The sequence below is a fragment of the Rhizobium viscosum genome (assembly GCF_014873945.1).
GTDB classification, from domain to species: domain Bacteria; phylum Pseudomonadota; class Alphaproteobacteria; order Rhizobiales; family Rhizobiaceae; genus Rhizobium; species Rhizobium viscosum.
This window is the reverse complement of sequence record NZ_JADBEC010000002.1, coordinates 1,244,551-1,267,213: the sequence shown is the minus strand read 5'-3', so window position 1 is coordinate 1,267,213 and position 22,663 is coordinate 1,244,551. Positions and strand designations below refer to the sequence as shown.

Annotated in this window: 24 protein-coding genes and 2 pseudogenes; 21 read left to right on the top strand and 5 right to left on the bottom strand. The window is 59.3% G+C overall.

Annotated features, from left to right (window positions below):
- Positions 1-28 precede the first annotated feature (28 nt).
- The 15 genes from araG to H4W29_RS26550 all read left to right on the top strand — a co-directional run bounded on the left by araG (position 29) and on the right by H4W29_RS26550 (position 16,187).
- Positions 29-1,534: an L-arabinose ABC transporter ATP-binding protein AraG gene (gene araG, locus H4W29_RS26620; protein WP_192731816.1), complete on the top strand. Its 1,506-nt coding sequence runs from the start codon at positions 29-31 to the stop codon at positions 1,532-1,534.
- 17 nt (positions 1,535-1,551) lie between these two features.
- A complete protein-coding gene (araH, locus tag H4W29_RS26615) occupies positions 1,552-2,508 on the top strand; it encodes an L-arabinose ABC transporter permease AraH (RefSeq protein WP_192731815.1) in 957 nt (318 codons plus the stop codon).
- Between the two features lie 105 nt (positions 2,509-2,613).
- Positions 2,614-3,387: a FadR/GntR family transcriptional regulator gene (locus H4W29_RS26610; protein ID WP_192731814.1), complete on the top strand. Its 774-nt coding sequence runs from the start codon at positions 2,614-2,616 to the stop codon at positions 3,385-3,387.
- A 140-nt stretch (positions 3,388-3,527) separates the two neighbouring features.
- The gene (locus H4W29_RS26605) at positions 3,528-4,232 is read left to right on the top strand and encodes a GntR family transcriptional regulator (RefSeq protein WP_192731813.1); all 705 of its coding nucleotides are present in this window, start codon (positions 3,528-3,530) and stop codon (positions 4,230-4,232) included.
- Between the two features lie 148 nt (positions 4,233-4,380).
- Positions 4,381-5,322, top strand: coding sequence for a dihydrodipicolinate synthase family protein (locus H4W29_RS26600; RefSeq protein ID WP_192731812.1), 942 nt, complete (start codon positions 4,381-4,383; stop codon positions 5,320-5,322).
- A gap of 694 nt (positions 5,323-6,016) precedes the next feature.
- Positions 6,017-6,733 carry a GntR family transcriptional regulator gene (locus H4W29_RS26595; RefSeq protein ID WP_183742317.1) on the top strand — a complete coding sequence of 239 codons (717 nt, stop codon included), beginning with the start codon at positions 6,017-6,019 and terminating at the stop codon, positions 6,731-6,733.
- The gene (locus H4W29_RS26590; RefSeq protein WP_192731811.1) at positions 6,730-7,644 is read left to right on the top strand and encodes a dihydrodipicolinate synthase family protein; all 915 of its coding nucleotides are present in this window, start codon (positions 6,730-6,732) and stop codon (positions 7,642-7,644) included. The genes H4W29_RS26595 and H4W29_RS26590 overlap by 4 nt, the downstream gene beginning before the upstream one ends.
- The gene (locus tag H4W29_RS26585) at positions 7,637-9,154 is read left to right on the top strand and encodes an aldehyde dehydrogenase (RefSeq protein ID WP_192731810.1); all 1,518 of its coding nucleotides are present in this window, start codon (positions 7,637-7,639) and stop codon (positions 9,152-9,154) included. The genes H4W29_RS26590 and H4W29_RS26585 overlap by 8 nt, the downstream gene beginning before the upstream one ends.
- Positions 9,151-10,497, top strand: coding sequence for an NAD(P)/FAD-dependent oxidoreductase (locus H4W29_RS26580; protein WP_192731809.1), 1,347 nt, complete (start codon positions 9,151-9,153; stop codon positions 10,495-10,497). Before H4W29_RS26585 ends, H4W29_RS26580 begins: the two co-directional genes overlap by 4 nt.
- Positions 10,498-10,576: 79 nt before the next feature.
- On the top strand, positions 10,577-11,428 hold the full coding sequence (locus H4W29_RS26575; protein ID WP_192731808.1) for a glycine betaine ABC transporter substrate-binding protein: 852 nt from the start codon (positions 10,577-10,579) through the stop codon (positions 11,426-11,428).
- 85 nt (positions 11,429-11,513) lie between these two features.
- Positions 11,514-12,605, top strand: a complete 1,092-nt coding sequence (locus H4W29_RS26570) for a quaternary amine ABC transporter ATP-binding protein (RefSeq protein ID WP_192731807.1) — start codon at positions 11,514-11,516, stop codon at positions 12,603-12,605.
- A gap of 22 nt (positions 12,606-12,627) precedes the next feature.
- Complete coding sequence (locus H4W29_RS26565; RefSeq protein WP_192731806.1) at positions 12,628-13,476, top strand: ABC transporter permease; 849 nt, start codon at positions 12,628-12,630, stop codon at positions 13,474-13,476.
- Positions 13,473-14,324 carry an ABC transporter permease gene (locus H4W29_RS26560; protein WP_192731805.1) on the top strand — a complete coding sequence of 284 codons (852 nt, stop codon included), beginning with the start codon at positions 13,473-13,475 and terminating at the stop codon, positions 14,322-14,324. The genes H4W29_RS26565 and H4W29_RS26560 overlap by 4 nt, the downstream gene beginning before the upstream one ends.
- Before the next feature lie 109 nt (positions 14,325-14,433).
- Entirely contained in the window at positions 14,434-15,444 is a 1,011-nt protein-coding gene (locus H4W29_RS26555; protein ID WP_192731804.1) for a GlxA family transcriptional regulator, read from the top strand.
- A 2-nt stretch (positions 15,445-15,446) separates the two neighbouring features.
- Complete coding sequence (locus H4W29_RS26550; protein WP_192731803.1) at positions 15,447-16,187, top strand: MOSC domain-containing protein; 741 nt, start codon at positions 15,447-15,449, stop codon at positions 16,185-16,187.
- A gap of 302 nt (positions 16,188-16,489) precedes the next feature.
- On the opposite strand, the gene H4W29_RS26545 is transcribed toward H4W29_RS26550, so the two are convergent.
- Together H4W29_RS26545 and H4W29_RS26540 are read right to left on the bottom strand one after the other, a co-directional pair.
- The gene (locus H4W29_RS26545; protein ID WP_192731802.1) at positions 16,490-16,852 is read right to left on the bottom strand and encodes a helix-turn-helix domain-containing protein; all 363 of its coding nucleotides are present in this window, start codon (positions 16,850-16,852) and stop codon (positions 16,490-16,492) included.
- 49 nt (positions 16,853-16,901) lie between these two features.
- Positions 16,902-17,102 carry a hypothetical protein gene (locus H4W29_RS26540; RefSeq protein WP_192731801.1) on the bottom strand — a complete coding sequence of 67 codons (201 nt, stop codon included), beginning with the start codon at positions 17,100-17,102 and terminating at the stop codon, positions 16,902-16,904.
- Positions 17,103-17,254: 152 nt separating this feature from the next.
- On the opposite strand from H4W29_RS26540, the gene H4W29_RS26535 reads away from it, so the two are divergent.
- Positions 17,255-17,740, top strand: a complete 486-nt coding sequence (locus tag H4W29_RS26535; RefSeq protein WP_192731800.1) for a GNAT family N-acetyltransferase — start codon at positions 17,255-17,257, stop codon at positions 17,738-17,740.
- On the top strand, positions 17,737-17,964 hold the full coding sequence (locus H4W29_RS26530; protein WP_192731799.1) for a hypothetical protein: 228 nt from the start codon (positions 17,737-17,739) through the stop codon (positions 17,962-17,964). The genes H4W29_RS26535 and H4W29_RS26530 overlap by 4 nt, the downstream gene beginning before the upstream one ends.
- Here H4W29_RS26530 and H4W29_RS26525 read toward each other — a convergent pair.
- A complete protein-coding gene (locus H4W29_RS26525) occupies positions 17,930-18,988 on the bottom strand; it encodes a LysR family transcriptional regulator (RefSeq protein ID WP_192731798.1) in 1,059 nt (352 codons plus the stop codon). The genes H4W29_RS26530 and H4W29_RS26525 overlap by 35 nt on opposite strands.
- Before the next feature lie 363 nt (positions 18,989-19,351).
- On the opposite strand from H4W29_RS26525, the gene H4W29_RS26520 reads away from it, so the two are divergent.
- Together H4W29_RS26520 and H4W29_RS26515 are read left to right on the top strand one after the other, a co-directional pair.
- Complete coding sequence (locus tag H4W29_RS26520) at positions 19,352-19,618, top strand: hypothetical protein (RefSeq protein WP_192731797.1); 267 nt, start codon at positions 19,352-19,354, stop codon at positions 19,616-19,618.
- Between the two features lie 122 nt (positions 19,619-19,740).
- A pseudogene (locus tag H4W29_RS26515) lies at positions 19,741-20,147 on the top strand (GSU2403 family nucleotidyltransferase fold protein); the annotation flags it as partial.
- Positions 20,148-20,259: 112 nt separating this feature from the next.
- On the opposite strand, the pseudogene H4W29_RS26510 reads toward H4W29_RS26515, so the two are convergent.
- A pseudogene (locus H4W29_RS26510) lies at positions 20,260-20,414 on the bottom strand (IS481 family transposase); the annotation flags it as partial.
- A 47-nt stretch (positions 20,415-20,461) separates the two neighbouring features.
- Positions 20,462-21,175: a GntR family transcriptional regulator gene (locus H4W29_RS26505; RefSeq protein ID WP_192731796.1), complete on the bottom strand. Its 714-nt coding sequence runs from the start codon at positions 21,173-21,175 to the stop codon at positions 20,462-20,464.
- Positions 21,176-21,274: 99 nt separating this feature from the next.
- Between H4W29_RS26505 and H4W29_RS26500 the strand changes: the two genes are divergently transcribed.
- Together H4W29_RS26500 and H4W29_RS26495 are read left to right on the top strand one after the other, a co-directional pair.
- Entirely contained in the window at positions 21,275-21,877 is a 603-nt protein-coding gene (locus H4W29_RS26500) for an amino acid synthesis family protein (RefSeq protein WP_192731795.1), read from the top strand.
- Positions 21,852-22,652, top strand: coding sequence for an alpha/beta fold hydrolase (locus H4W29_RS26495; protein ID WP_192731794.1), 801 nt, complete (start codon positions 21,852-21,854; stop codon positions 22,650-22,652). Before H4W29_RS26500 ends, H4W29_RS26495 begins: the two co-directional genes overlap by 26 nt.
- The last annotated feature ends 11 nt before the right edge of the window (positions 22,653-22,663 follow it).

Genomic DNA, 22,663 nt, shown 5'->3' with positions numbered 1-22,663 from the left:
CGCCGGGCCTATTCTCGACGGAGCGATGATGGCTTTCCTCGAATTCAATTGCATTTCCAGGGGCTATCCGGGCGTCCAGGCGCTGTCCAACGTCTCCTTCGGCGTCGAGAAGGGCGCCGTGCACGGGTTGATGGGCGAAAACGGCGCCGGCAAGTCCACCCTCATCCGCGTCCTCTCGGGCGACCAGTCGGCCGATGAAGGCAGCATTCTCATCGATGGCGTCGAGCAGAAATACAGCTCCGTCCGCGATGCCTTTCATGCCGGCGTCATCGTCATCCATCAGGAACTGCAACTCGTTCCGGAACTGACGGTTGCCGAAAATCTCTGGCTCGGACGCTTTCCCGGCAAGGCCGGCGTCATCAACGGCAAGACGCTGGTCGAGACCGTTCGCGCCAAGCTCGATGAGATCGGGATCGACGTCGATCCCTCGGTAAAAGTGTCCGCGCTCTCGATCGGCGCCCGCCAGATGGTGGAGATCGCCAAGGCCGTCATGCTTGACGCCCGCGTCATCGCGCTCGACGAGCCGACCTCGTCGCTCTCGTCGCGCGAAAGCGAAATCCTGTTTTCCCTCATCGGCAAGCTGAAGGCCAAGGGCACCGTTATCCTCTATGTCTCCCATCGCCTCGACGAGATCTTCCGGCTCTGCGACAGCTTGACCGTCCTGCGCGACGGCAAGCTTGCCGCCCATCACCCAAAAGTCGTCGAGACGACACGCGAGCAGATCATCGCCGAAATGGTCGGGCGCGAGATCAACAATATCTGGGGCTGGCGCGAACGCCCCCTCGGTGAGGTGCGGCTCGAGGTCAAGGCCCTCTCCGGCTCGAAACTGCGCACCCCGATCAGCTTTTCCGTCCGCAAGGGTGAAATCCTCGGCTTCTTCGGCCTGATCGGGGCCGGGCGAAGCGAGATGGCCCGCCTGCTCTATGGCGCCGACCACCGCCATCAGGGCAATGTTGCAATCGATGGCGTTGTCGTTCCTCCCAGCAATCCGAAGGCTGCGATCAATGCCGGTATGGTTCTCTGCCCGGAGGACCGCAAGTTCGACGGCATCATCCAAGGCCGGTCAATCGAGGAGAATATCGCCATCTCCTCGCGTCGCCACTTCTCGCCCTTCGGCGTCTTGAACCCGAAGAAGGAAGCCTCGGTCGCCGAGCAGTTCATTGCCAAGCTTCGGGTGCGCACGCCCTCGCGCAAGCAGGACATCATCAATCTCTCCGGCGGCAACCAGCAGAAGGTCATCCTCGGCCGCTGGCTCTCCGAACAGGGCGTCAAGGTGCTCGTCATCGACGAGCCGACGCGCGGTATCGATGTCGGGGCCAAGTCGGAAATCTATGAGATCCTCTACGAACTCGCAGCCGGCGGCATGGCGATCGTCGTCATATCGAGCGAATTGCCCGAGGTCATGGGCATTTCCGATCGCATCATGGTCATGTGCCAGGGCCGCGTCGCCGCCAACGTGGCGCGCGCCGATTTCGACGAACGCAGCATTCTGACCGCGGCCCTGCCCGACAAGAACGCCGCCGGCACAATTTAATTTCAGGAAGAGCAGTCATGAACGCGTTGAAAAAAGTCCTTCTCGGCGAACAGGGTCTGGTGGTGATCTTCGCGATCGCCTTCGTGATCGTCTCGCTGACCGTGCCGAGCTTCCTGACCGAACGCAACATGCTGGGCCTCCTGCAGTCGGTGGTGACGATCGGCATCGTCGCCTGCACCATGATGTTCTGCCTTGCCTCGCGCGACTTCGACCTCTCGGTAGGCTCTACTGTCGCCTTTTCCGGCATGATTGCCGTCATGGTATCGAACTCGACCGGCTCCATTCCTCTTGGCCTGCTGGCAGCCCTGATCTGCGGCAGCATCGTCGGCGTCGTCAATGGCGTGGTCATCGCCCGCTTCCGCATCAATGCGCTGATTACGACGCTCGCAACCATGCAGATCGTCCGCGGCCTGGCATTGATCGCCTCTGATGGCCGTGCCGTCGGCATCAACGATCCAGCCTTCTATCAGCTGGCGCTTTCGCGTTTCCTGACGGTGCCGACGCCGATCTGGATCATGATCCTGCTCTTCATCGTCTTCGGCTTCGTGCTGAACCGCACCGTCTTCGGCAAGAACACGCTGGCGATCGGCGGCAATCCGGAGGCTTCGCGCCTTGCCGGCGTCAATGTCGTCACGATGCGCATTTGGATCTTCGCGTTACAGGGCCTCGTCTGCGCCATCGCCGGTATTCTGCTCGCCTCGCGCATCACGTCCGGCCAGCCGAATGCGGCGACGGGCCTTGAATTGTCCGTCATCTCGGCCTGCGTGCTCGGCGGCGTGTCGCTTGCCGGTGGCCGCGCGGCGATGACCGGCGTGATCGTCGGCGTGCTGATCATGGGCATTGCCGAAAACGTCATGAACCTGCTCAACATCCAGGCCTTCTATCAATATGTCGTGCGCGGTCTTATTCTTCTGATCGCCGTCCTGCTCGACAATATGCGCTCGTCGGCCGCCGGGCGCGGCAGCCGCACATGATGATCAGATTTCTTGGGAGAAGCCTGCTGAGCCTGCGGTTGCCCATTGATGAGAAAGCATGGCGCTGCTCATGGTGACAACGAGGCCAGTGGTACGGGGGACGTTATGAGTACGCGATCGGGACTTCTGCGAACGGGAAGTACGTCAGCCAACCCGGAACAGGGACGGCGTACCGTGCGCGAGGAGCTGTTGAAGAAGCTCATCAGGCAGATCGTGTCAGGCGATATTGCCGAAGGCTCGCTGCTGCCGAACGAAGCCGAGCTTTCCGAAGTCTATGGGGTCAGCCGCACCAGCTTGCGGGAGGCGATGCAGTATCTGTCGGCTCTCGGCATGATCCGCTCCCGCACACGTGCCGGCACCAGTGTTTTGCCGCGCGAGAGCTGGAACTATCTCGATCCGATGGTCCTCGATGCAACGCTCGAATTCAGCGACGACCGCAGCTTTTACGATTCGCTCCTCGACGCCCGCCAACTGCTGGAGCCGGCAGCTGCCGCACAGGCGGCGGCGAACGCCACAGCCAAGCAGCTCGCCCAGATCGCCGAAGCGTTCGAGGACATGGTGGCCGCCAACGCCCGCGACAACGAGGCCTGGAGCCAGGCGGACCTCGAATTCCACACCGCCATCATCAATGCCAGCGGCAACTGGGTGTTCCGCCAGTTCGCGACCGCCATCCGCGCCGCCCTGCTCGCAAGCTTCCGCCTGACCAACCGGGCAAGCCAGAGCCATGACTACGCCATTGCCCGGCATCAGGATGTGCTTGATGCCATCCGCATGCGGCGGCCCGACGCGGCGCGTTTTGCCATGGAGCAGCTGATCGGCACGGCGCGGATGGAATTGAGCGACGCCCTCCGCGTCGGCAAGCCGGGCAAGCAGGAATAGGCATCGTCCGTCTTCCTGCCGAGGTAGAAGGAACATTCAAAATTCCGCCTGCCGACAGCAAGTATATTAAGTTTGAAGTCCCTTTTCGGATTCGCTAGTAACTGGGTGTAAACTCGGCTGCTTGAAAGGACGATGGGCGCGTGGACGAGACCGAAAAACTGCAAACGCACAGGCGCGGCTCCGGTGTATCGACGGTCTATGAGACGCTTCGAAACGAGATCATCGAGCTGAAATTGCCGCCCGGCAGCCCGATCGACGAGCAGCAGCTGTCGGATCGTTTTGCGCTGTCGCGCACGCCGATCCGCGAAGCCCTGGTGCGGCTTGCCGCCGAAGGCCTGATCACCACGCTCACCAACCGCGCGACGATCGTCTCGAACATCGATTTCCTCGGCCTGCCGGAATTTTTCGATGCGCTGACGCTGATGTACCGCGTCACGACGCGGCTTGCGGCTGCCAATCACGCCGAAGGCGATATCGCCGCCATCCTTGTGCAGCAAAAGGCTTTTGAGGCAGCGGTCGAAAACCGCGATGTGCTCGGCATGATTTCGACCAATCGCGACTTCCATATCGCGATCGCCCAGGCCGGCCGGAACAGATATTACGTCGAGCTTTTCACCCGGCTGCTGGATGAAGGCCGCCGCATTCTAAGGCTCTACTATTCTTCCTTCAACGATGTGCTGCCGCGCCAATATGTCGGCGAGCACGAGGAGATGATCCAGGCGATCATCAATCGCGACGTGACGCTGGCCGACAGCCTGGCATCTGCTCATGCTCATCAGATCGTCGGCCAAATCCGCTCCTACATCACCGCCGATTCCCGCCAGAACGCGACGCTGGCGCTCTAGCCGGCCCAAAAAATGCTCGCACCACCTCGCGAGCATTGCAGGAAAATTGCTCTCTGTATTTTTCTTGTCGACAAGAAGTCGGCAGGGTGCTACATGCCTCATCAACCCCGCTGTCCGGGGAAGTTTTTAAGAGAACGAGAGATTGGCGATGACTGGTTCCGTATTCCAAGGCTGCATCCCGGCGCTCATGACGCCCTGCAACGACGACCGCAGCCCAAATTTTGACGCGCTTGCCCGCAAGGGCAAGGAACTGATCGGCCTCGGCATGTCAGCCGTCGTCTATTGCGGCTCGATGGGCGACTGGCCGCTCTTGACGGACGAACAGCGCCAGGAGGGCGTCAAGCGCCTCGTCGAGGCGGGCGTTCCGGTCATTGTCGGCACCGGTGCCGTCAATACCAAGTCTGCTGCAGCCCATGCAGCCCATGCCGCGGCGGTGGGCGCCAAGGGGCTGATGGTCATCCCCCGCGTCCTGTCGCGCGGCTCGTCCGTTTCGGCCCAGCGGGACCATTTCTCCGCGATCCTCGAAGCGGCCAAGGGCCTGCCGGCAGTCATCTACAACAGCCCTTATTACGGCTTTGCAACGCGCGCCGATCTGTTTTTCGATCTGCGCTCGCGCTTCTCGAACCTAGTCGGTTTCAAGGAGTTCGGCGGCAAGAGCGACATGACCTATGCGGCCGAGAACATCACGTCGGGCGATGACGCGCTGACGCTGATGGTCGGTGTCGATACCGGCGTCTATCACGGCTTCGTCAACTGCGGTGCAGGCGGCGCCATCACCGGCATCGGCAATGCGCTGCCGAAGGAAGTGCTGCACCTCGTCTCGCTCTGCGAACAGGCAGCCAAGGGCGATGCGGCCGCCCGCAGCGCCGCCCGCGAGCTCGAAGAGGCGCTGATGGTTCTGTCGACCTATGACGAAGGTCCGGATCTCGTGCTGCACTACAAGTATCTGATGGTGCTGAACGGCGAGAAGGAATACGCGCTGCACTTCAACGAGACCGACAAGCTCAGTAACTCGCAGCGCCGTCACCTCGAAAACCAGTATCGCCTGTTCAAGACTTGGTACGCCGTACGTTATCCGAACGCCGCCTGAGGCTATCAAAGCGCTACTGGCCTCGCAGTCCTGTTGCGAGGCCGTTCAAGACAGGCGCTGCCCCATCACCTGTGCACCGCGCCCGAAGCAAACGAATTGCTTCCAAGCTTCAGACACCGAAGACTTTAGCGATCTGCGCATCTGATGAAGGGCGCAATGACGGTGGAACTGGCTCGATTCAAGAACTACCTTTGAATGTCTCATGGCGGAAGCGCCCACGGTAGCCTCTCGCGGAGAGAGCGAGCCGACCTGCATTATCGCACTCTTGATCGTAAAATGCCGTGGCCTGTGTCAAATCGCATTGATCATCGATTGGGTGCTGCCGGGACACCATGCGGCGGAAGCTCGGAGGCGATGATCCTCAGACCATCGCCAACAGTCCGTTCGGAAACTCGCGAACGCGATTGCCTCCATTGCCAGGAGATCCTGGCATTTTCACGCGGAACCAGCGTTTCAGTTCTGAAGCGAGCCTGGCCGGTAGCACGTGCGAAACGCCAATTCCTGAACACCGATTGCTTCTCCCTTAACCGCTTGTTTGCTGCCGAGATTTCGAAAGCCGCGTTGGCCGCGGCCGCGGCGGCGTCAAGGATTGTATAATGATTGATCTAATTAATGTGTACGCAAAGTACACAATTTATTGACTCCTGACGCAACCGGTGTATCGTCTGCCGCAAGGAACGAGGAGCGAGCCCGAATGGCCAAGGCGACCAAGAGCAACCTGTACGAAGATTTGAAACGACAGATTCTGACGATGGAACTCGATCCCGACGCCGATCTCGACGAGGTCAGCCTGAGCGAGCGCTACGGCCTGTCGCGAACGCCGGTTCGGGATATTTTCCGCCGGCTGGCAGGGGAGGGCTATATAGACATTCGTGAAAATCGCGGCGCGCGGGTCATTCCGATGAATCATGCGACGCTGCGCAACTTCTTCCTCGTCGCTCCAATGATCTATGCCGCGATCGGAAGACTGGCCGTGCAGAATTTCAAGCCAGCCCAGCTCGCCGACCTCAAGCAGACGCAGGAACGCTTTCGGACTGCCAGCAGCAATATGGACGCGCTGGCAATGGTTCTGGAAAACAATCGCTTTCATGAGATCTTCGGCGAGATGTCGGCGAATGCATATCTGCAGCCGAGCCTAGGTCGCCTCCTCATCGATCACGCCCGGATTGGGCACACCTTCTTTCGTCCGCGCAACGAAGACATGAAGAGGCGTTTACAGCTGGCTGTCGACCACCACGACGGCTTCATCGAAGCGTTGGGCGCACACGACGAGGACACTGTCGTCGATCTTGTTTTCGAACATTGGGAACTCTCGCGCGAGAACATGGAGATGTTCATTGCTCCGCAGGGGCTGAAGGCGGATTCCCCGGTTGGCGGTCCCGTCACGCAATCATTGGAGAAGTCATCGTGAAGTTCGAGGGGATATATACGCCGGCCGTGACGCCGCTCGACGACAGCGGGCAGATCGACCGGAAAGCTTTTGCGGCCGTGCTGGAATCTCTCATCGAGGCGGGCGTTCATGGCATCATCGTCGGTGGGTCGACAGGTGAATACTATGCTCAGACCAGTCAAGAGCGTTTTGATCTCGCGTCCTACGCAAAGGACGTCCTCGGCGGCCGGACCCATCTCATCGTCGGCACCGGCGCTACCCGCACCGAGGATTCTGTCGAGTACGCCAAGGCTGCCAAGGAGATTGGCGCAGACGCCATCCTTGTTTCATCGCCACCTTACGCGCTGCCCACCGAGCGGGAAAATGCAATTCATGCGCTGACCGTCGATCGCGCAGCGAACTTGCCCATCATGCTCTACAACTACCCGGCGCGCATGGGCATCATGATGGGTGAGGAATATTTCTCGCGCGTCAGCAAATCGAAGAATGTCATCGCCATCAAGGAAAGCTCCGGCGACATGGGCAATCTGCATCTTCTTGCCCGGAAGTTTCCGCACATCTCGCTTTCCTGCGGCTGGGACGATCAGGCGCTCGAATTCTTCGCATGGGGTGCAAGGAGCTGGGTCTGTGCGGGTTCGAACTTCCTGCCCCGCGAGCACGTCGCTCTCTATGAGGCCTGTGTCATCGAGAAGAACTTCGATAAGGGCAGGGCGATCATGGCCGCGATGCTGCCGCTCATGGATTTCCTCGAATGCGGCAAGTTCGTTCAGTCGATCAAGCACGGATGCGAGATCATCGGGCTGAGGACCGGCTCTGTGCGCGCTCCGCTCCGTCCTCTCAACTCTGAAGAAAAACGAACATTGCAGACCGTCGTCTCCACCTTGAAGCGCACGGTCGGCCAGATAACGTCGGGAGCCAATCGCCATGCATGAACCGTTGACTGCCGCTGAATACAAGGCGATCGCCGCCGACCTCAGATTTCCGGCAAATGCCTTCATCGACGGCTCTTTCTGCCCGGCGAAGTCGGGCCGTGTTTTCCGCTCCACGAACCCCGCGACCGGTGAACTGCTCGCCGACATTGCGGCATGTGATGCGACCGACGTCGATCACGCTGTGCTCAAGGCCCGTCAATCCTTCGAGGACGGACGCTGGCGGCTGCGCTCGCCCGGCGAGCGCAAGGAAGTATTGCTGAAGCTCGCCAAGCTCATCGAGCGCAATCGTCATGAACTTGCCGTCATGGAGAGCCTCGACAGCGGCAAGCCGATCCGGGAGTGCCAGACCGTCGATATACCGGATACGATCCATACGCTTCGCTGGCATGCCGAACTGATCGACAAGCTCTACGACAACGCGGCGCCGGTTGGAGCGAATGCGCTGGCCATGATCGTGCGCGAACCGATCGGCGTGGTCGGATGCGTTTTGCCTTGGAACTTTCCGCTGCTGATGCTTGCCTGGAAGATCGGCCCGGCACTCGCTGCCGGATGTTCTGTCGTCGTCAAGCCTGCCGAAGACACGACGCTGACCACGCTCCGTGTTGCCGAACTCGCCCACGAGGCCGGCGTGCCTGCAGGCGTTTTCAATGTGGTGACGGGAAGCGGCAAGGACGTCGGCGAACCGCTCGGCATGCACATGGACGTCGACATGATCGCCTTCACTGGATCGACGCCGACGGGCCGGCGGTTCCTGCGGTATGCCGCGGATTCCAACCTCAAGAAGGTGGTGCTCGAATGCGGCGGCAAGAATCCGGCCGTCGTCCTCGACGATGCGGAGGATCTCGATCTCGTCGCCGAACAGGTCGTCAATGGCGCCTTCTGGAATATGGGTGAGAACTGCTCGGCCACGTCGCGTCTGATCGTTGACGCCAAGGTGAAGGACGAATTGCTGCAGCGGATCGGCGCCTATATGCGGGAGTGGCGGACCGGCGATCCGCTCGATCCGGAAAACCGGATCGGCGCGCTCGTGAGCAAGGCCCATTTCGAGAAGGTTACGTCCTTCCTCGACGATGCAAGGAAGGAAAAGCTCCCGCTCGCCCATGGCGGTCAAACGCGCGAAGGCGTCTTTGTTGAACCGACGGTCGTTGACGGCGTGACACGTTCGAGCCGGCTGTTCCAGGAAGAAATCTTCGGACCGGTTCTTTCGGTCACGACCTTCAACACGATTGCAGAGGCTGTCGCCCTTGCCAACGATACGAACTACGGCCTGACGGCGTCGGTCTATACCGGAAATCTTCGCAACGCGATCAAGCTCTCGCGCGAAATCAGGGCGGGCGTCGTGACGGTAAACTGCTTCGGCGAGGGCGACGCGACCACGCCGTTCGGCGGCTACAAGGAGTCCGGCTTCGGCGGCCGCGACAAGTCGGCCTTCGCCCACGACAATTACTGCGAGCTGAAGACCATCTGGATCGACGTGTCAGATCGATCCGTCGACGAGACGATCAGATGACGCGGCACGTCGTCAAGCGACTGCCGGTCGACACCGGCATTTCGGGCTGGGAAGCGATCAGCCAACGCCGCTTTCCCGCCACGGTGCTCGATCGTGATATCACCGCCGACTGGCTGATTATCGGTGGCGGCTTTGCCGGGTTGTCAGCGGCACGCCGCCTCTTACAGCACCGCCCAGAGGACAAGATCGTCGTCCTCGACGCGCGGGAGTTGGCCAAAGGACCGGCAGGCCGCAATTCCGGCTTCATGATCGACGTGCCGCACAATCTGTCGTCGGGCGAATATTCGGTTGCGGACGAAGCCTCGACGAAGGCGGAAATAGTGCAGAACCGTTTGGCGATTTCCTTCGCAGCCGGTGTCGCAGCCGAGTTCGGGCTGCCCAGTGAGACATTCGATCCGTCCGGAAAGGTCAACGCGGCGGCCTCGGACAGAGGGCTGGCGTTGAACGACAATTATCGGCGCTCGCTGGAAAAGATCGGCGAGGATCATCGCGTTCTCGACGCGGACGAGATGCGTCGAATGACCGGGACGACCTATTATCGTGGCGGCCTTTATACGCCGGGCGCGGTGATGATCCAGCCGGCCGACTATATCCGTGGCCTGGCGCGTGGATTGCACGAGAGGGTTTCCATTTTCGAGCATTCACCGGTCCTGGAACTCTCGCGGGAAGGTCGTCACTGGAAGGCCCGCTCCAACCGTGGATCGGTCTCAGCACCCAAGGTTATACTCGGCGTAAACGGCCATATCGAAAGCTTCGGCCACTTTCGCGGGCGGTTGATGCACATCTTCACCTACGCATCCATGACATCAGCCTTTTCTCAAAACGAATTCGGCACCGACGTCACCGGTGTCGATCGCTGGGCGCTGCTGCCCGCCGACCCGATGGGCGCGACTGTCCGAAAGGTCACCGTGAATGGTCGCTCCCGCATCGTGATCCGCACGCGCTTTACCTATGATCCGGGCCTCAGGGTTTCCGACCGGCGTGTTGCCGGGATTGCCGCCGAACAGCGCCGGTCCTTTGATGCACGCTTTCCGCAGATGGAAAGCCTGCCCCTGGAGTTCAGCTGGGCGGGCGCACTGTGTCTCAGCCGCAACCATGTCCCGGCGTTCGGCGAAGTGGAGGAAGGGCTTTATTCGGCCTGCTGCGAGAACGGGCTTGGAACCGTCAAGAGCACGCTTGCCGGCATGATGGCCGCCGATCTCGCGGCAGGCGTCGGCAGCCCGCAGCTCGACCAATACAGGAATCAACCGGAGCCGAGCAGGCTGCCGCCGGAGCCTTTCGCATGGCTCGGCGTCAATTCGGTCATTCGGTTTCAGGAATTGCGTGCAGGCCGCGAGGGTTGATCCATCGCCGCGCAATGTGGAGCCTGCGCGGTTCGCAGGGCTTCACCAAAAATGGGAACAGAAACTAGGAGTAAGAACAATGAAGACTTTGTGGAAAGCGCTCTGCGCGGCCGCCATTGTCGGGATCAGTATGCTTCCCGCCCGTGCGGAAGAAAAGACCATCAACATGGGCACGCTGTCCTGGGAGGATCTGACGCCCATCACCGGCATCACCAAGAAAGTGCTGGAAGATGCCGGTTATACCGTCAAGGTCACGGAATTCTCCGAATGGGGCATTGCCTATGCCGCCCTTTCCAAGGGCGACATCCAGGTGCTTGCTTCGCAGACCGACTACGTGGCGCAGGACTACTGGAACAAAAACAAGAACCGGCTTGAAAAGATTTCGCCGGTCTCGCATGGCCTCTATCAGGGTATTGCGGTCCCGAAATACGTGCCGATCGACACGATCGAACAGCTTAATGAAAATGCCGACAAGTTCGGCGGCAAGATCATCGGGATCGAGCCGGGCTCGGGCCTGATGCGGGACGCTTCCAACGCCGTCAAGGATTACGGCCTGAAGCTGCAGCTCGTCGAAGGCAGTACCGCGGCCATGACCGCCGCGCTCAAGTCCGCCTATGACCGACAGGAATGGACGGCCGTGACAATCTGGGAGCCGTCATGGATGGTGCAGAAATATCCGATCAAATATCTCAAGGATTCCAAGGGCGTCTTCCCGCCGCCCCAGAGCTACTACTGGATCGGTCATAAGGGCTTTTCCGAAGAGAACCCGCATGCCCGTGAAGTCATGGCAAGCGTCTATGTACCGCTGGCCGACATCACGGCGATCAACGGTGCCGTCAACGAAGGAAAGACGATGGACCGGGCGGTTCAGGATTGGGTCGGCGCGCATGCAGACCTGATCAAGCGCTGGGAAAACATCAAGAAAGATTGATGTGACATGGCCGTTCGGTATGCCGGACGGCCACTTCCAAACCCAATGACAGAAGCCAGCTCGAATTGGCTCAAAGGGGATCGCTATGAAAGCAGCAAATGCCGATGCCAATGACATCCTGATCGACTGCCAATCCCTATGGAAGGTCTTCGGGGACAAATCAGCTGCCGCAATGAAATCCATTACCGATCGCGGGCTGGGCAAGAAAGAAGTGCTCAAGGAATTCAACTGCGTCGTCGGCGTTTCCGACGCGAGCCTGCAGGTGAGGCGCGGTGAGATCTTCTGCATCATGGGCCTTTCGGGAAGCGGAAAATCAACGCTGATCCGCCTGCTCAACAAGCTCATCACCCCGAGTTCCGGAAAAGTTTTCGTGAAGGGCCGGGATATTGCGGCCCTGTCGACGACAGAGCTCCGGCATATGCGCGCAAAGAACATCGGCATGGTGTTTCAAAGCGTAGCGCTTCTGCCGCATCGAACCGTGCTTGACAACGCCGCCTTCGGGCTTGAGGTCCAGGGCATTGCCAAACCGGAGCGCCATAAGACGGCAAGGGCTGCCCTCGAAACCGTGGGTCTTGCAGATTGGGTCGATCGCTATCCGACGGAGCTGTCGGGCGGTATGCAGCAGCGCGTCGGCCTTGCCCGCGCGCTGGCTTCGGACCCGGAGATCATCCTGATGGACGAACCCTTCAGTGCGCTCGATCCTCTGATCCGCCGGCAGCTGCAGGACGAGTTTCGGCAACTCACCAAATCGCTTGGCAAGTCCGCCGTCTTCATCACCCATGATCTCGACGAGGCAATCCGCATCGGCGACCGCATTGCCATCATGAAGGATGGCGTCATCATCCAGACCGGTACGGCCGAGGAGATCATCCTCAATCCGGCTGATGACTACGTCGCCGAGTTCGTGGCGGGTATCTCGCGGCTCCACTTGATCAAGGCGCATTCCGTGATGCACAGCGTTACCGAATTCCAGCGCAGCACGCCAAACTCCGATATTTCCGCCTTGGTGCGCACCACTCCCGATGCGGACATCGATGAACTGATCACCCTTACCATGCAGTCGGACCGCGATGCCATCGCAGTCGTCGATAACGGCCAGGTGGTCGGCGTCGTGACACCCCGCAGCCTCCTGATGGGAGTCAAGGGAACATCGAGCAACGATCGCGCGGCCGCCTGACCGCCAACTGGAGCTGAGTGACATGGACGTTTCAAGCTTTACAGACACGTTCGACGAATGGACGGACGCCGCAATCGAATGGGTGAGCGACAATGGCGAGACACTTTTCGACAATATCCGATGGGTGCTCGAAAGCCTCTATGACGGCATACTTTGGCTGCTCCAGTTTCCGCCGTTCTACGTAGTGGCAATTGCGATTGCCCTCATTGGCTGGCGGCTCGTAAACGTCTGGTTCGCTGCCTTGAGCGGCGTCGCGCTTGCTCTCTGCTTCTCGATGGGATTGTGGCCCGAAACGATGAGCACCCTGGCGCTTGTCCTCACCGCAACCGTGCTTGCGCTTGCTCTCGGCATCCCGATCGGCATTGCGGCAGGCTTCTTCACCGCGCTCGATCGCTTCATGGAACCTGGTCTTGATCTGATCCAGACGCTTCCGCCTTACATCTACCTTTTGCCGGCCATCGCTTTGCTGGGTTACGGACCGGCAACGGCTCTCATTGCGACGATCGTAGTGGCGATGCCGCCGGCAATCCGGCTGACCTCGCTCGGCATTCGCATGACACCGAAGGCCTTCATCGAACTGGGTGAGGCGAACGGCATCACGCCCTTGCAGATGTTTTTCAAGATCCGGCTGCCATTTGCACTTCCGAGCATTATGGCTGGTATCAATCAGAGCCTGATGATGGCGTTCGGCATGGTCGTGATTGCGGGCATCGTCGGCTCCGGCGGGCTCGGAGAAACCATCTATGGCGCGATCCGGACACTCGATATCGCTACCTCGATCAACGGCGCGATCGCAATCGTCGTCCTGACCATGGTACTTGACCGTATAACCCAGAGCGCGGCCCGGCTTGGGACGGGGAGACAGTCATGAATCCTCCGCTTCTTCATTTTTCACCGGGCGCATTTTTGGCCCCGGCAGTCGATTGGCTCAATACCAATCTTCATCCGTTGTTCTCTGCGATCAGCTATATGGTCGAATCCGTTCTTTCGGGAATCGAGGCGGCACTTCTCTTCGTGCCGCCCTATGCGCTGATAGCCGCCGTCGTGATCATCGCTTTCTTTGCCGTCAGCATCCGAACAGCCATCCTTGCAGGGCTTTGCCTTGGCTTCTGCCTGATCGTCGGATTTTGGACCGCATCCATGCAGACAGTTGCCCTTGTAACGGTTGCCGTGCTGATTTCGGTGCTGATTGCCTTTCCGCTCGGTGTCCTCTGTTCTCGATACAAAACTCTGGCAGCCGTCGTCCGACCTATCCTCGACGTAATGCAGACCGTTCCACCCTGGGTCTATCTGATCCCTGCGGTCATGATCTTCAGTCTTGGACGCGTGCCGGCGATCATCGCGACCATTGTCTACGGCATTCCACCGATGCTGCGTCTGACTACATTGGCATTCAACCAGGTGCCAAACGAATTCCGTGAACTCGGCAGCGCGATCGGTGCGGACGCACGCTCGGTTCTGTGGAAGATCGAAATTCCGTTGGCGAAGCAGACACTGCTGGTCGGACTCAATCAGTGCATCCTCCTTTCTCTGGCCATGGTTGTTCTGGCGGGTCTTGTCGGGGCAGGGGGGCTTGGCGCCGAGGTTACGCGTGGCCTGACGCGCATGGAAATGGGATTGGGCTTGCGGGCGGGACTTGCAATCGTAGCGGTTGCGCTCCTGCTCGACCGGTTGAGCCGCGGCCTGCTCGACAAAACTCCAGCGCCTGCCAGCCATTGAGGGGCGTCCATGAAAAACAGCATCTACTGCATCGACGCTCCTACCCGCGGGAACCCGGTGCGCCTCGCAAGATCCAGTAAAAAATGCTGCAGCGACAAGAGGCATGACGATGAGACCAGATGACTTTCGCTCGGGAGAAGGAGCCTCCGTTCCCAAACAGCTCAAGGTCGGCTTCGTATTGGCGAGGTCCTTCACGCTATCGGCCTTCGCGCTCTTCGTCGACACGCTGCGGCTTGCGAGTGACGAATTCGATCGCTCGGGGAGGGTCCTTGCAGACTGGCAGGTGCTCGGCAGCACGCGTCATCTGATCACCTCGAGTTGCGGCGTGCAGGTTGCGCCGACATCGGACTTCGTAGACCCTGGCCGCTTCGACTATCTCGTGGTGGTCGGCGGCTTGTTGACCGTGGATCGGCCGGTTGATCAGGAAACAATCGCATTCCTGAAGCGCGCTTCCGCCCAACGTGTGCCGTTGATCGGGCTGTGCACCGGTACATTCATTCTTGCCGAAGCAGGCCTGATGGAAAACCACCAGAGCTGCGTAAGCTGGCTGCATGCCAATGCATTCAAGGAACGGTTTCCGCACTTGCCGGTTCGTTCAGACCGGCTGTTCAATCTGGACCGCAATCGCGGATCGTGCGCGGGCGGAAGCAGTGCGGCCGACATGGCCGCGCTTCTGGTACGGCGGGCCATCAGCCCGGAGGCAGAGCGTAACGCGCTGGAGGTCCTGCAGATCGAAAAGGCCCGCTCGCCAGCTGATGTTCAGCCGCACAGGCCGCTCTACGAAAATTACGAGGATGACCGTGTGAGAGCTGCGATGATCATGATGGAGCAGAACATGGAGTTCGGCATATCGATCCCTGCCCTGGCTTCTTCCGTCGGGCTCTCGCGCCGCCAACTCGAACGCGTCTTCCTGGAGAAGGCAGGCATGTCGCCGGCCCAGGCTTACAAGCGCGTGCGTCTGGAGCGTGCCAAGGTGCTGCTCGCGCATTCGAAGCGCTCGATGATCGAAATTGCACTGGACGTCGGTTTCGAGAACGCCTCGCATTTCACCCGGGCCTTCAAGCGGACTTTCGGAGCGACGCCATCGCAAGTCCGCGCGAACCTCGTCGAAAGCCACTGAACATGAGCTCTGTCGGCGTGATCAAGGAGTTATGGCGCTACCCGGTCAGCTCTGTAACCGGTGAGATGCTCGATAAGGCAAGCATCTCCGACAAGGGGATGGACGGCGATCGGCGCTACGCGCTCGTTGAGGTCTCGACGGGCATCGTTGCTCATCCCGAACGCGACAAGCGGTGGCAAAAGGCGGTTTATGTGCGCTCGCGGACGGCCGCAAACGGCGCGGTCGAGGTGCAGGTGCCGGACCACCCGTGGCTCGGGGTCGCGCAGGCGGAGCTGTCCGTCGCTCTGACTGGATTTTTCGAATTCGAGGTAGAGGTCAGGCCCTACGAGCATTCGGTGCGCGAAGATGACAAGCAGGTATTCGCAGTCGATCGGTACGATGTGTCGCCTGTCCATCTCTTGACAACAGCATCGGTAGACCATCTCCAACAGCTTCATCCGGCCGGCAATCCCGACCGGCGCAGATTCCGGCCCAACATCTATGTGCAGGCAGAAGCTGACATCACCGGTTTTGCCGAGCTCAATTGGATTGATCGTCCGATCCTCATGGGATCGATCGCAGGAAAGGTGATCGCACCGACGAAGCGATGCGGCTTTGCAATCATTGCTCAGGAGGGGCTTGATAATGACCCTGAAATTCTTCGCAATGTGATGAGGTTCGGAGGCCGGCATATGGGCGTTTACTGCCGTCCTCGCCATAGCGGGATGGTGCAGATTGGAGATGTGATCTCACTTGCCGATTGAGGCAGTCAACCAAAATTGCCGGTCGCTGCACGGTGCGCGATCGCTACGGCCTATCTCACCGGCCGGTCGCATCGATCCTTGCCTTCAGGCTCAGGTCAACACATGCCAGGCGCACTGGATTGGGCACGCCGCAGGCGGACGATACGACAGTCGCGCGTGTGGAGGAACCGGTGTCGGCTTAGGGCTCCCGTCGCGGGCGATGTGCGTGCATCGAAAAACACGATCACGGTGTCGCGGTCGACACCACGCTGCAATCAATCTGCTATCGATCCCAGATGGCCTCGCGCCTTCGACCAGGCTGTTCAGGCGTTCTCAACTTGCTGGGTTGATGAAGCCAGGGAGTGGATCAGCATCGTCAGATTGCGTCGGATCTTCAAATCCGAGATGCGCTCGATTTCCCTGGCAAGATAGGCTGCCTCGTCCTCGACGCCAGCGCCCGCCTCGGTTTCGATGCCGTTGACGAACCAGCCGGCATCGACCTTCATGAAGGCGCATAACCGCAGCATGACCGCGACGGACAGGCGGTTTGTCCCATTTTCGTATTTCTGGATCTGCTGAAACGCGACGCCGATATGCGCAGCGAGCTCGCTCTGGGTGAAGCCGCGAGCGGCGCGCACGGAGCGTAATCTCTGGCCGATTGCCAAATTCAGTTCCTGATCTTTCATACCTATCCTTGAGAATACTTTCGTCGACTGCAGAACTTGCAGGCTCTCTTTACATGATCGGCTTTTGAGATCCACCTCCATCTGTCAAAAGCGTCAGTTGTTCTTTGAGTTGCCGCTGCTCTCTCTCCGACAGACGCGCAATTTCATTTTCGACGAAGCTCGCAATGGCCCGCGGATCGTCGCCAAACCGGCGTGCCCCTTCCGCGCAGAGAGCGATGATGGTTGCCATCGGATTGGAAGGGTCCGTCATTTTTGAAATCCCCCCTGAAATCTTCGTCCTTCGCGCAGCACGCGTTCTGGAGTTGAAGTGGGTTGTACAGACAAAGAGGCCGACCGATGGTGAACAAATATCCCAATCTTCGATGCCAAGTCGCAACGACCCCGGATCATGTTCGGGATGCGATGATCTTGCGAAGTATCTGCTTTGTCCATGAGCACGGTATCTCGCCCTCCTTCATCTTCGACGGTAATGATCATCAGGCCACGCATTTCGTCTTTTATGATGGCGAAGACCCGGTTGGTTCCCTTCGCATCCGCTGGTTCGCCGATTTTGCCAAGTATGAACGAACCTGCTTCCGCGAAAAGTACCGACACCCTTTTACGGTTAAGCGTTGCATTCAGATGACCTTCGATCACGTGGCGCGCAAGGGCTATACGAAGGTTCTGACCCAGGCCGAGCAGCGTCTTGCGCGGCTGTGGACCATCCTCTTCGATCTGGAGATCGTCGACAGCCCGCCAGTGGAGATCGCCGGTCATCCGGAGCCGTACCTGACCGTAGTCGGCACGATCCCCGCATCATCGGACCCGATTACCATGGAAAGCAGCAGCGCCCTGCTGTTGCGCGTCGAAGGTCAGTGGGACGCACCGAGTTCGTTTGAGACGGCATGACAATGGCAGGTTTGAAGAACGCGGGCAACATGTCCGCAACGGCTGCGCTGCAGGAGGAAATTCTCACGCGCACGAAACTGCACACCGAAATGGTGCGTCGTCTCATCAATGATCCGACAGTGCAGCCGGTCGAGCTCGCCGGCTTCCTGGAGGATGTCGCAAATGCCTATCTTTCGATCTCGGAGGAGCTCAGCCAAATTGCGAAGGCGGCGGAGGGGCGATAGTTTCGAGCATTCTGCGCAAGCTCTCTTCCTGTTCGTGCCGCCCGGACGGAAAGGTCAATCTGCTGCTGAAAGACGGGTTGGTCCGGAAAATCTCGACGATCCAGTCATAGACGGCGGCCACCGGTCTCGACTGTCGGCGATTGGCAACCGAGATCAGGTATATGGGCAGGGCGACATGCACGCCGAGGTCAAGCGGCACGAGTTCGGGATCCGCGAGCACGTAATTGCCGAGCAGTCCCACGCCGGCGCCGTTGCGAACGAGGGCAAAATAGGCAAGCGAATTCTCGCAATTGTGGGTCTGGTGGCCGGCTTCGACGAGGCCGCGCCAGCCATCCCAGATCTCGCGTTCGGAAGCATAATAGTTGCATTGCACATAGATGTGCTGGGAAATGAACTGGCGCTGTGGAACACCGGATTTCTTCAGATAATCACGGCTGGCGATCGGAATGAGATGAAGAGTGCCGATCTCGACGCAGTCGACATCTGCCCTCGAAATCGGAGAGAGCGAGATCATCAGATCGGCTTGGTTCTTCTCGAAATTGACGAGCGACACCTGTTCTCGGATGTCGAGATTGAGGCGCGGATAGTTGTCGTTCAGTCGGGGCACGGCGGGAGCGACGATGGCGACGGCAAGGCCGGAGGTCACGCTGACGGCAACCCGTCCGGTGACGGCGTCCATTTCATCCTTCAGGTCGTTGGAAAGGGAAAACAGCTGGAAATCGAGCTCTGCAACCTGGATGGCGAGCTTGCGCCCGGTTTCCGTCAGCGTGACGCCAGAAAAGGTCGAGATGACGAGTTGCGAACCCATCTGGTCCTGAAGGCGCTTCACGTCACGGCTGACGGTTGGCGCACTGGTGCCGAGCAACTCGGCCGCTTGAGCAAAGGAAGGGCTTTTGGCGACCGCCAGAAAGGTCCTGAGCTCGCGCCAGATCGGCTGCGAAAGCAGGCCTCTGATTTCAAGTGGCGATTTATCCAGATCGGCGCGTTCGCTGCCGAATGGAAGAGGAGGGAAGGCTTTGTTCACGACCGCCTCGCGTATTAGTGGAGGCTCAACAATATACTTAATCGGGGATTACGGGCAATTGTTGAAGAACGACAGCCGATCGGTGCCGAGACGTCGCAGTTTTACGATCGCGAGCGCCAATTTTGGCCATTGGCTCCCCTGGAAATACTACCAGTGAGATGTTTTTTCTTTTTCAGACTTCCAAGTAATTGATAGTTTTTTTCGACGTTTAAATCGATCTGACCTGATCATTTACGCAACTGATGAGGTGTGTTAGCGTTTTGCGGCGGGCAAGATCCGATTTCAACATTCCGTTTCGGGATCGATGCAGGCTGGCCTGTCCGGTCGCGAAACTTTCGCCAAGCTCGGAGGCAAATCAAGGCGATGGCCGATGGAATTTCTGATATGATCGATAACAATGGGCCGGTGGGGTTCCTGCGGCTCTTCCGTCTTATTTCTGCTGCAAGAGACAGTGCTTCATCACTGGAGCTCATGGATCTCGTACGTCTGATGGATATGGCGCTCATGCAGACCGCGCTCGACTGGGAAGGTCTCGATGCCGAAAACCTCGATGAGCGCGCCTTCCTGAATCTCATCCGGGAGAAGCAGCACATTGCTCACCAGACGCATATCCATGCCGTTTCAAATTGAAGTGGCATCTGACGGGATTGGAGCGCCTATATAGCCAGGGTCGGAATCCCGTCAGACAAAAGACTAACGAGAGCATTCGTGGCACGTTTGAGCCGAACCGAAATGGAAAGTCTGGTGATGCCGCCAGCGCGGATCCACTACGCTTTCTCGACTTCCTCATAAGGGAACCCGTCAGGACAACGCTGCTCCACCGAAGCGGTGTCCCAGTCGTCGTCCCTGATCCGTCCCGGTATGTGGTCCACAAGCTCATAGTCGCAGCCGCCGAAACACTGACGGGCAGGGGCCGGCGAAGCGAGAGAAGGACGTTCGTCAAGCTGCGCTGCTCTTTGAAGCCCTGCAGCAGACGAGGCGATCCGCCGACCTAGCGCTCGTCTACAACGAAGCATGGGAGTGCGGCCCTGCGTGGCAAGAAGGTATTCGAACCGGAGCGGGAATGCTGCCGGCACAAGATGCCGAGCGGCTCAAGACGGTCCTGATCGAGGGCGCAAAAAGAAACCGCGAAGAAATTGAACTTCCGTTTGGAGAATAGGCCGTCTTCCACTTCGAAAGCCAAGCAGTTGATTTGACTAGAAGTGGCGAAGACAAATATGGTGCCGACAGTTCGATACCAATCAAGGCGATGGAGTTTCATGCTCACCCGCGTCGCCTCCAACCTTCGGCAGATGCGAAATGCCGCGGCGTTGCAAACACCTGTGCAACGATGAACGCGTTAGGTGTGAGATGGTCGGCTGAAGAGTGAGAGGCAATCATCGTGCGGCAGCAACGTATGCCGGCGGAAGGCGACGATAACGGCCTCTGCCGCGTGGCGCTCCCGTGTAGAACCCCAGTTCGGGTACCGGGCGGTCACTCTGAAGCAGGGAGAACCGAACTTGGTTTTTTTCCCAGAATAGTTTCCGCGATCATGGCGGCCGCTGCAACATGCGCTCGGCAGGCTCTAGCGGCGGCCTCGGGGTCGTTGCGCTCGATGCCGGCAAAGATTTCACGAATCTGAGCTGGCCCCGAGGCCATGCGGTTGGCGCTTGAGAGCGTCATTACACGTAACCGTGAAATGCGGCTGTTCAAGCGGCTGACGATGTCCCAGGCAATCGTGTGGCCGCCGGTGCGAAAGATAATCTCATAGAAAGTCGTCGTCGCGTCCAATATTCCCAATGGGGAATTTTGGCGGGAGGTCCGGTCGAGTTCGTCGAGTGACTCGCGAAGTTGAGCTTTCACCTCATCGGTGGCAACCCGCGCACAATCTGCAACGGCAGTCGCCTCCAAGGCTGCTCTTATCTCGTAGATTTGACGGGCATCGTCCCATTCCAGCCGGGCGACGATTGGTCCCTGCTTGGCGACCATCTCTACCAGGCCTTCTGCCTCCAGATGCCGAATGACCTCCCGAATAACCGAACGGGAAACGCCGAGGTGATCGCAAAGCGTGCGTTCCACCAGGCGCGCGCCGGGTTCGAATAGGCCGCTGATAATGGCGCGCCGCATACGCTCGAGGGCGATCTCGCGTAGCGTGGCTGGCGGAGTTTCGATGCGTAAAGCGGCGATGGTATCGGTGTTTTTGATCATTTCTCCTCTTTAGCTTCAAAAAATGATTCCGGCAAGCTATTGACATTCGATCTTATGGTATACCAACATACAGCAGATGAAATTACAGGGAGGAGTTCCATGGCACTTGTGATCCGCAAGTCGCTTCTGCAGGTCGAGACGACGCTTGTCGAAGGCGGCAAGGAAGCGGCAAGCCCGCTGAAGCTGTTCGCAGCGCTTGCTGTCGTAAAGAACCCATGGGCCGGTCGCGGCTTCGTCGAAGACCTGAAGCCGGAAATCCATGCCGCCGCTCCTGTTCTTGGGGAACTACTGACCAAGATGATCATCGATATGGTGGGCTCGGGCGACGCTGTCGAAGCCTATGGGAAGTCTGCCGTTGTCGGCTTGGATGGCGAGATCGAGCATGGCTCGGCTCTTATCCACACGCTGCGTTTCGGCAATCATTATCGCACTGCCGTCGGCGCCAAGTCCTACTTGGCTTTCTGCAATACACGCGGTCCGGCCAATGCCCCGATCATGATCCCGCTGATGGATAAGAACGATGAAGGCCGCCGCTCGCATTACCTGACGATCCAGTGCGCCATCCCGGATGCGCCGGCTGCAGACGAAATCGTTGTCGCTCTCGGCGCCTCGGTCGGTGGCCGCCCGCATCACCGTATCGGTGATCGCTACCTGGACCTGAAGGAGCTTGGCCACGATGTTGCAAACCCTGCATCGGTCTAAGACGCCTTCCGGCGCCTCCTATGTCGATCACGGAACAGGGGAGGAGATCCTCGTCCTCATCCATGGGGTAGGTATGCGGATCGAAGCCTGGGGGCCGCAGATCGAGCAGCTGTCGAAAGGTCATCGCGTCATCGCGGTCGATCTGCCGGGCCACGGTTTTTCCGCGCCGCTCGATGCACGGCCGGAATTGCCCAATTTTGTCGTTTGGTTTGCAAGGCTGGTCGATGAACTGGGATTCGATGCGGTCAATGTCGCGGGTCATTCGATGGGCGCGCTGATCGCCGCCGGATTTGCTGCGACGATGCCTTTGAAGCTGCGTCGCGTCGCTCTCCTGAACGGCGTCTACAAAAGAACGCCCACGGCGCGTCAGGCGGTTGAAGCCCGCGCCGAGGAGATCTTTTCCGGCGCCTTCGATCGTGAGGCGCCGTTGGAGAGGTGGTTTTCGTCGGACGAGAAGGATGGTGCGGCCTATCGGCTGGTACGTGAGTTGCTCCAAAAGGTAGACGCCGGCGGATATGCAGCAGCGTATCGGGCATTTGCGACCGGCGATGCCGTCTATTCGGACTGCTGGCCGCAGGTTGCTCGCCCGGCATTGTTCCTGACCGGTGACGGCGACAAGAATTCGACAGCCGAGATGGCCGAAGAGATGGCCAGGGCGGCACCCGAAGGACGGGCAGTCGTCGTCAAAGGCCATCGGCACATGGTCAATCTCACGGCACCGGAGGAGGTGAGTGAGGCGCTGGCCGACTGGCTCACCTGGCAGCCGGCGCAGTAAGGAGGAATGGG

What these genes read in the sequence shown, in the direction of transcription:
- araG (WP_192731816.1), top strand. Translation starts at nt 29, where the DNA reads ATGGCTTTCCTCGAATTCAATTGCATTTCCAGGGGCTATCCGGGCGTC.
- araH (WP_192731815.1), top strand. Translation starts at nt 1,552, where the DNA reads ATGAACGCGTTGAAAAAAGTCCTTCTCGGCGAACAGGGTCTGGTGGTG.
- H4W29_RS26610 (WP_192731814.1), top strand. Translation starts at nt 2,614, where the DNA reads ATGAGTACGCGATCGGGACTTCTGCGAACGGGAAGTACGTCAGCCAAC.
- H4W29_RS26600 (WP_192731812.1), top strand. Translation starts at nt 4,381, where the DNA reads ATGACTGGTTCCGTATTCCAAGGCTGCATCCCGGCGCTCATGACGCCC.
- H4W29_RS26595 (WP_183742317.1), top strand. Translation starts at nt 6,017, where the DNA reads ATGGCCAAGGCGACCAAGAGCAACCTGTACGAAGATTTGAAACGACAG.
- H4W29_RS26585 (WP_192731810.1), top strand. Translation starts at nt 7,637, where the DNA reads ATGCATGAACCGTTGACTGCCGCTGAATACAAGGCGATCGCCGCCGAC.
- H4W29_RS26580 (WP_192731809.1), top strand. Translation starts at nt 9,151, where the DNA reads ATGACGCGGCACGTCGTCAAGCGACTGCCGGTCGACACCGGCATTTCG.
- H4W29_RS26575 (WP_192731808.1), top strand. Translation starts at nt 10,577, where the DNA reads ATGAAGACTTTGTGGAAAGCGCTCTGCGCGGCCGCCATTGTCGGGATC.
- H4W29_RS26570 (WP_192731807.1), top strand. Translation starts at nt 11,514, where the DNA reads ATGAAAGCAGCAAATGCCGATGCCAATGACATCCTGATCGACTGCCAA.
- H4W29_RS26565 (WP_192731806.1), top strand. Translation starts at nt 12,628, where the DNA reads ATGGACGTTTCAAGCTTTACAGACACGTTCGACGAATGGACGGACGCC.
- H4W29_RS26560 (WP_192731805.1), top strand. Translation starts at nt 13,473, where the DNA reads ATGAATCCTCCGCTTCTTCATTTTTCACCGGGCGCATTTTTGGCCCCG.
- H4W29_RS26555 (WP_192731804.1), top strand. Translation starts at nt 14,434, where the DNA reads ATGAGACCAGATGACTTTCGCTCGGGAGAAGGAGCCTCCGTTCCCAAA.
- H4W29_RS26550 (WP_192731803.1), top strand. Translation starts at nt 15,447, where the DNA reads ATGAGCTCTGTCGGCGTGATCAAGGAGTTATGGCGCTACCCGGTCAGC.
- H4W29_RS26545 (WP_192731802.1), bottom strand. Translation starts at nt 16,852, where the DNA reads ATGAAAGATCAGGAACTGAATTTGGCAATCGGCCAGAGATTACGCTCC.
- H4W29_RS26540 (WP_192731801.1), bottom strand. Translation starts at nt 17,102, where the DNA reads ATGACGGACCCTTCCAATCCGATGGCAACCATCATCGCTCTCTGCGCG.
- H4W29_RS26535 (WP_192731800.1), top strand. Translation starts at nt 17,255, where the DNA reads ATGATCTTGCGAAGTATCTGCTTTGTCCATGAGCACGGTATCTCGCCC.
- H4W29_RS26530 (WP_192731799.1), top strand. Translation starts at nt 17,737, where the DNA reads ATGACAATGGCAGGTTTGAAGAACGCGGGCAACATGTCCGCAACGGCT.
- H4W29_RS26520 (WP_192731797.1), top strand. Translation starts at nt 19,352, where the DNA reads ATGGCCGATGGAATTTCTGATATGATCGATAACAATGGGCCGGTGGGG.
- H4W29_RS26505 (WP_192731796.1), bottom strand. Translation starts at nt 21,175, where the DNA reads ATGATCAAAAACACCGATACCATCGCCGCTTTACGCATCGAAACTCCG.
- H4W29_RS26500 (WP_192731795.1), top strand. Translation starts at nt 21,275, where the DNA reads ATGGCACTTGTGATCCGCAAGTCGCTTCTGCAGGTCGAGACGACGCTT.
- H4W29_RS26495 (WP_192731794.1), top strand. Translation starts at nt 21,852, where the DNA reads ATGTTGCAAACCCTGCATCGGTCTAAGACGCCTTCCGGCGCCTCCTAT.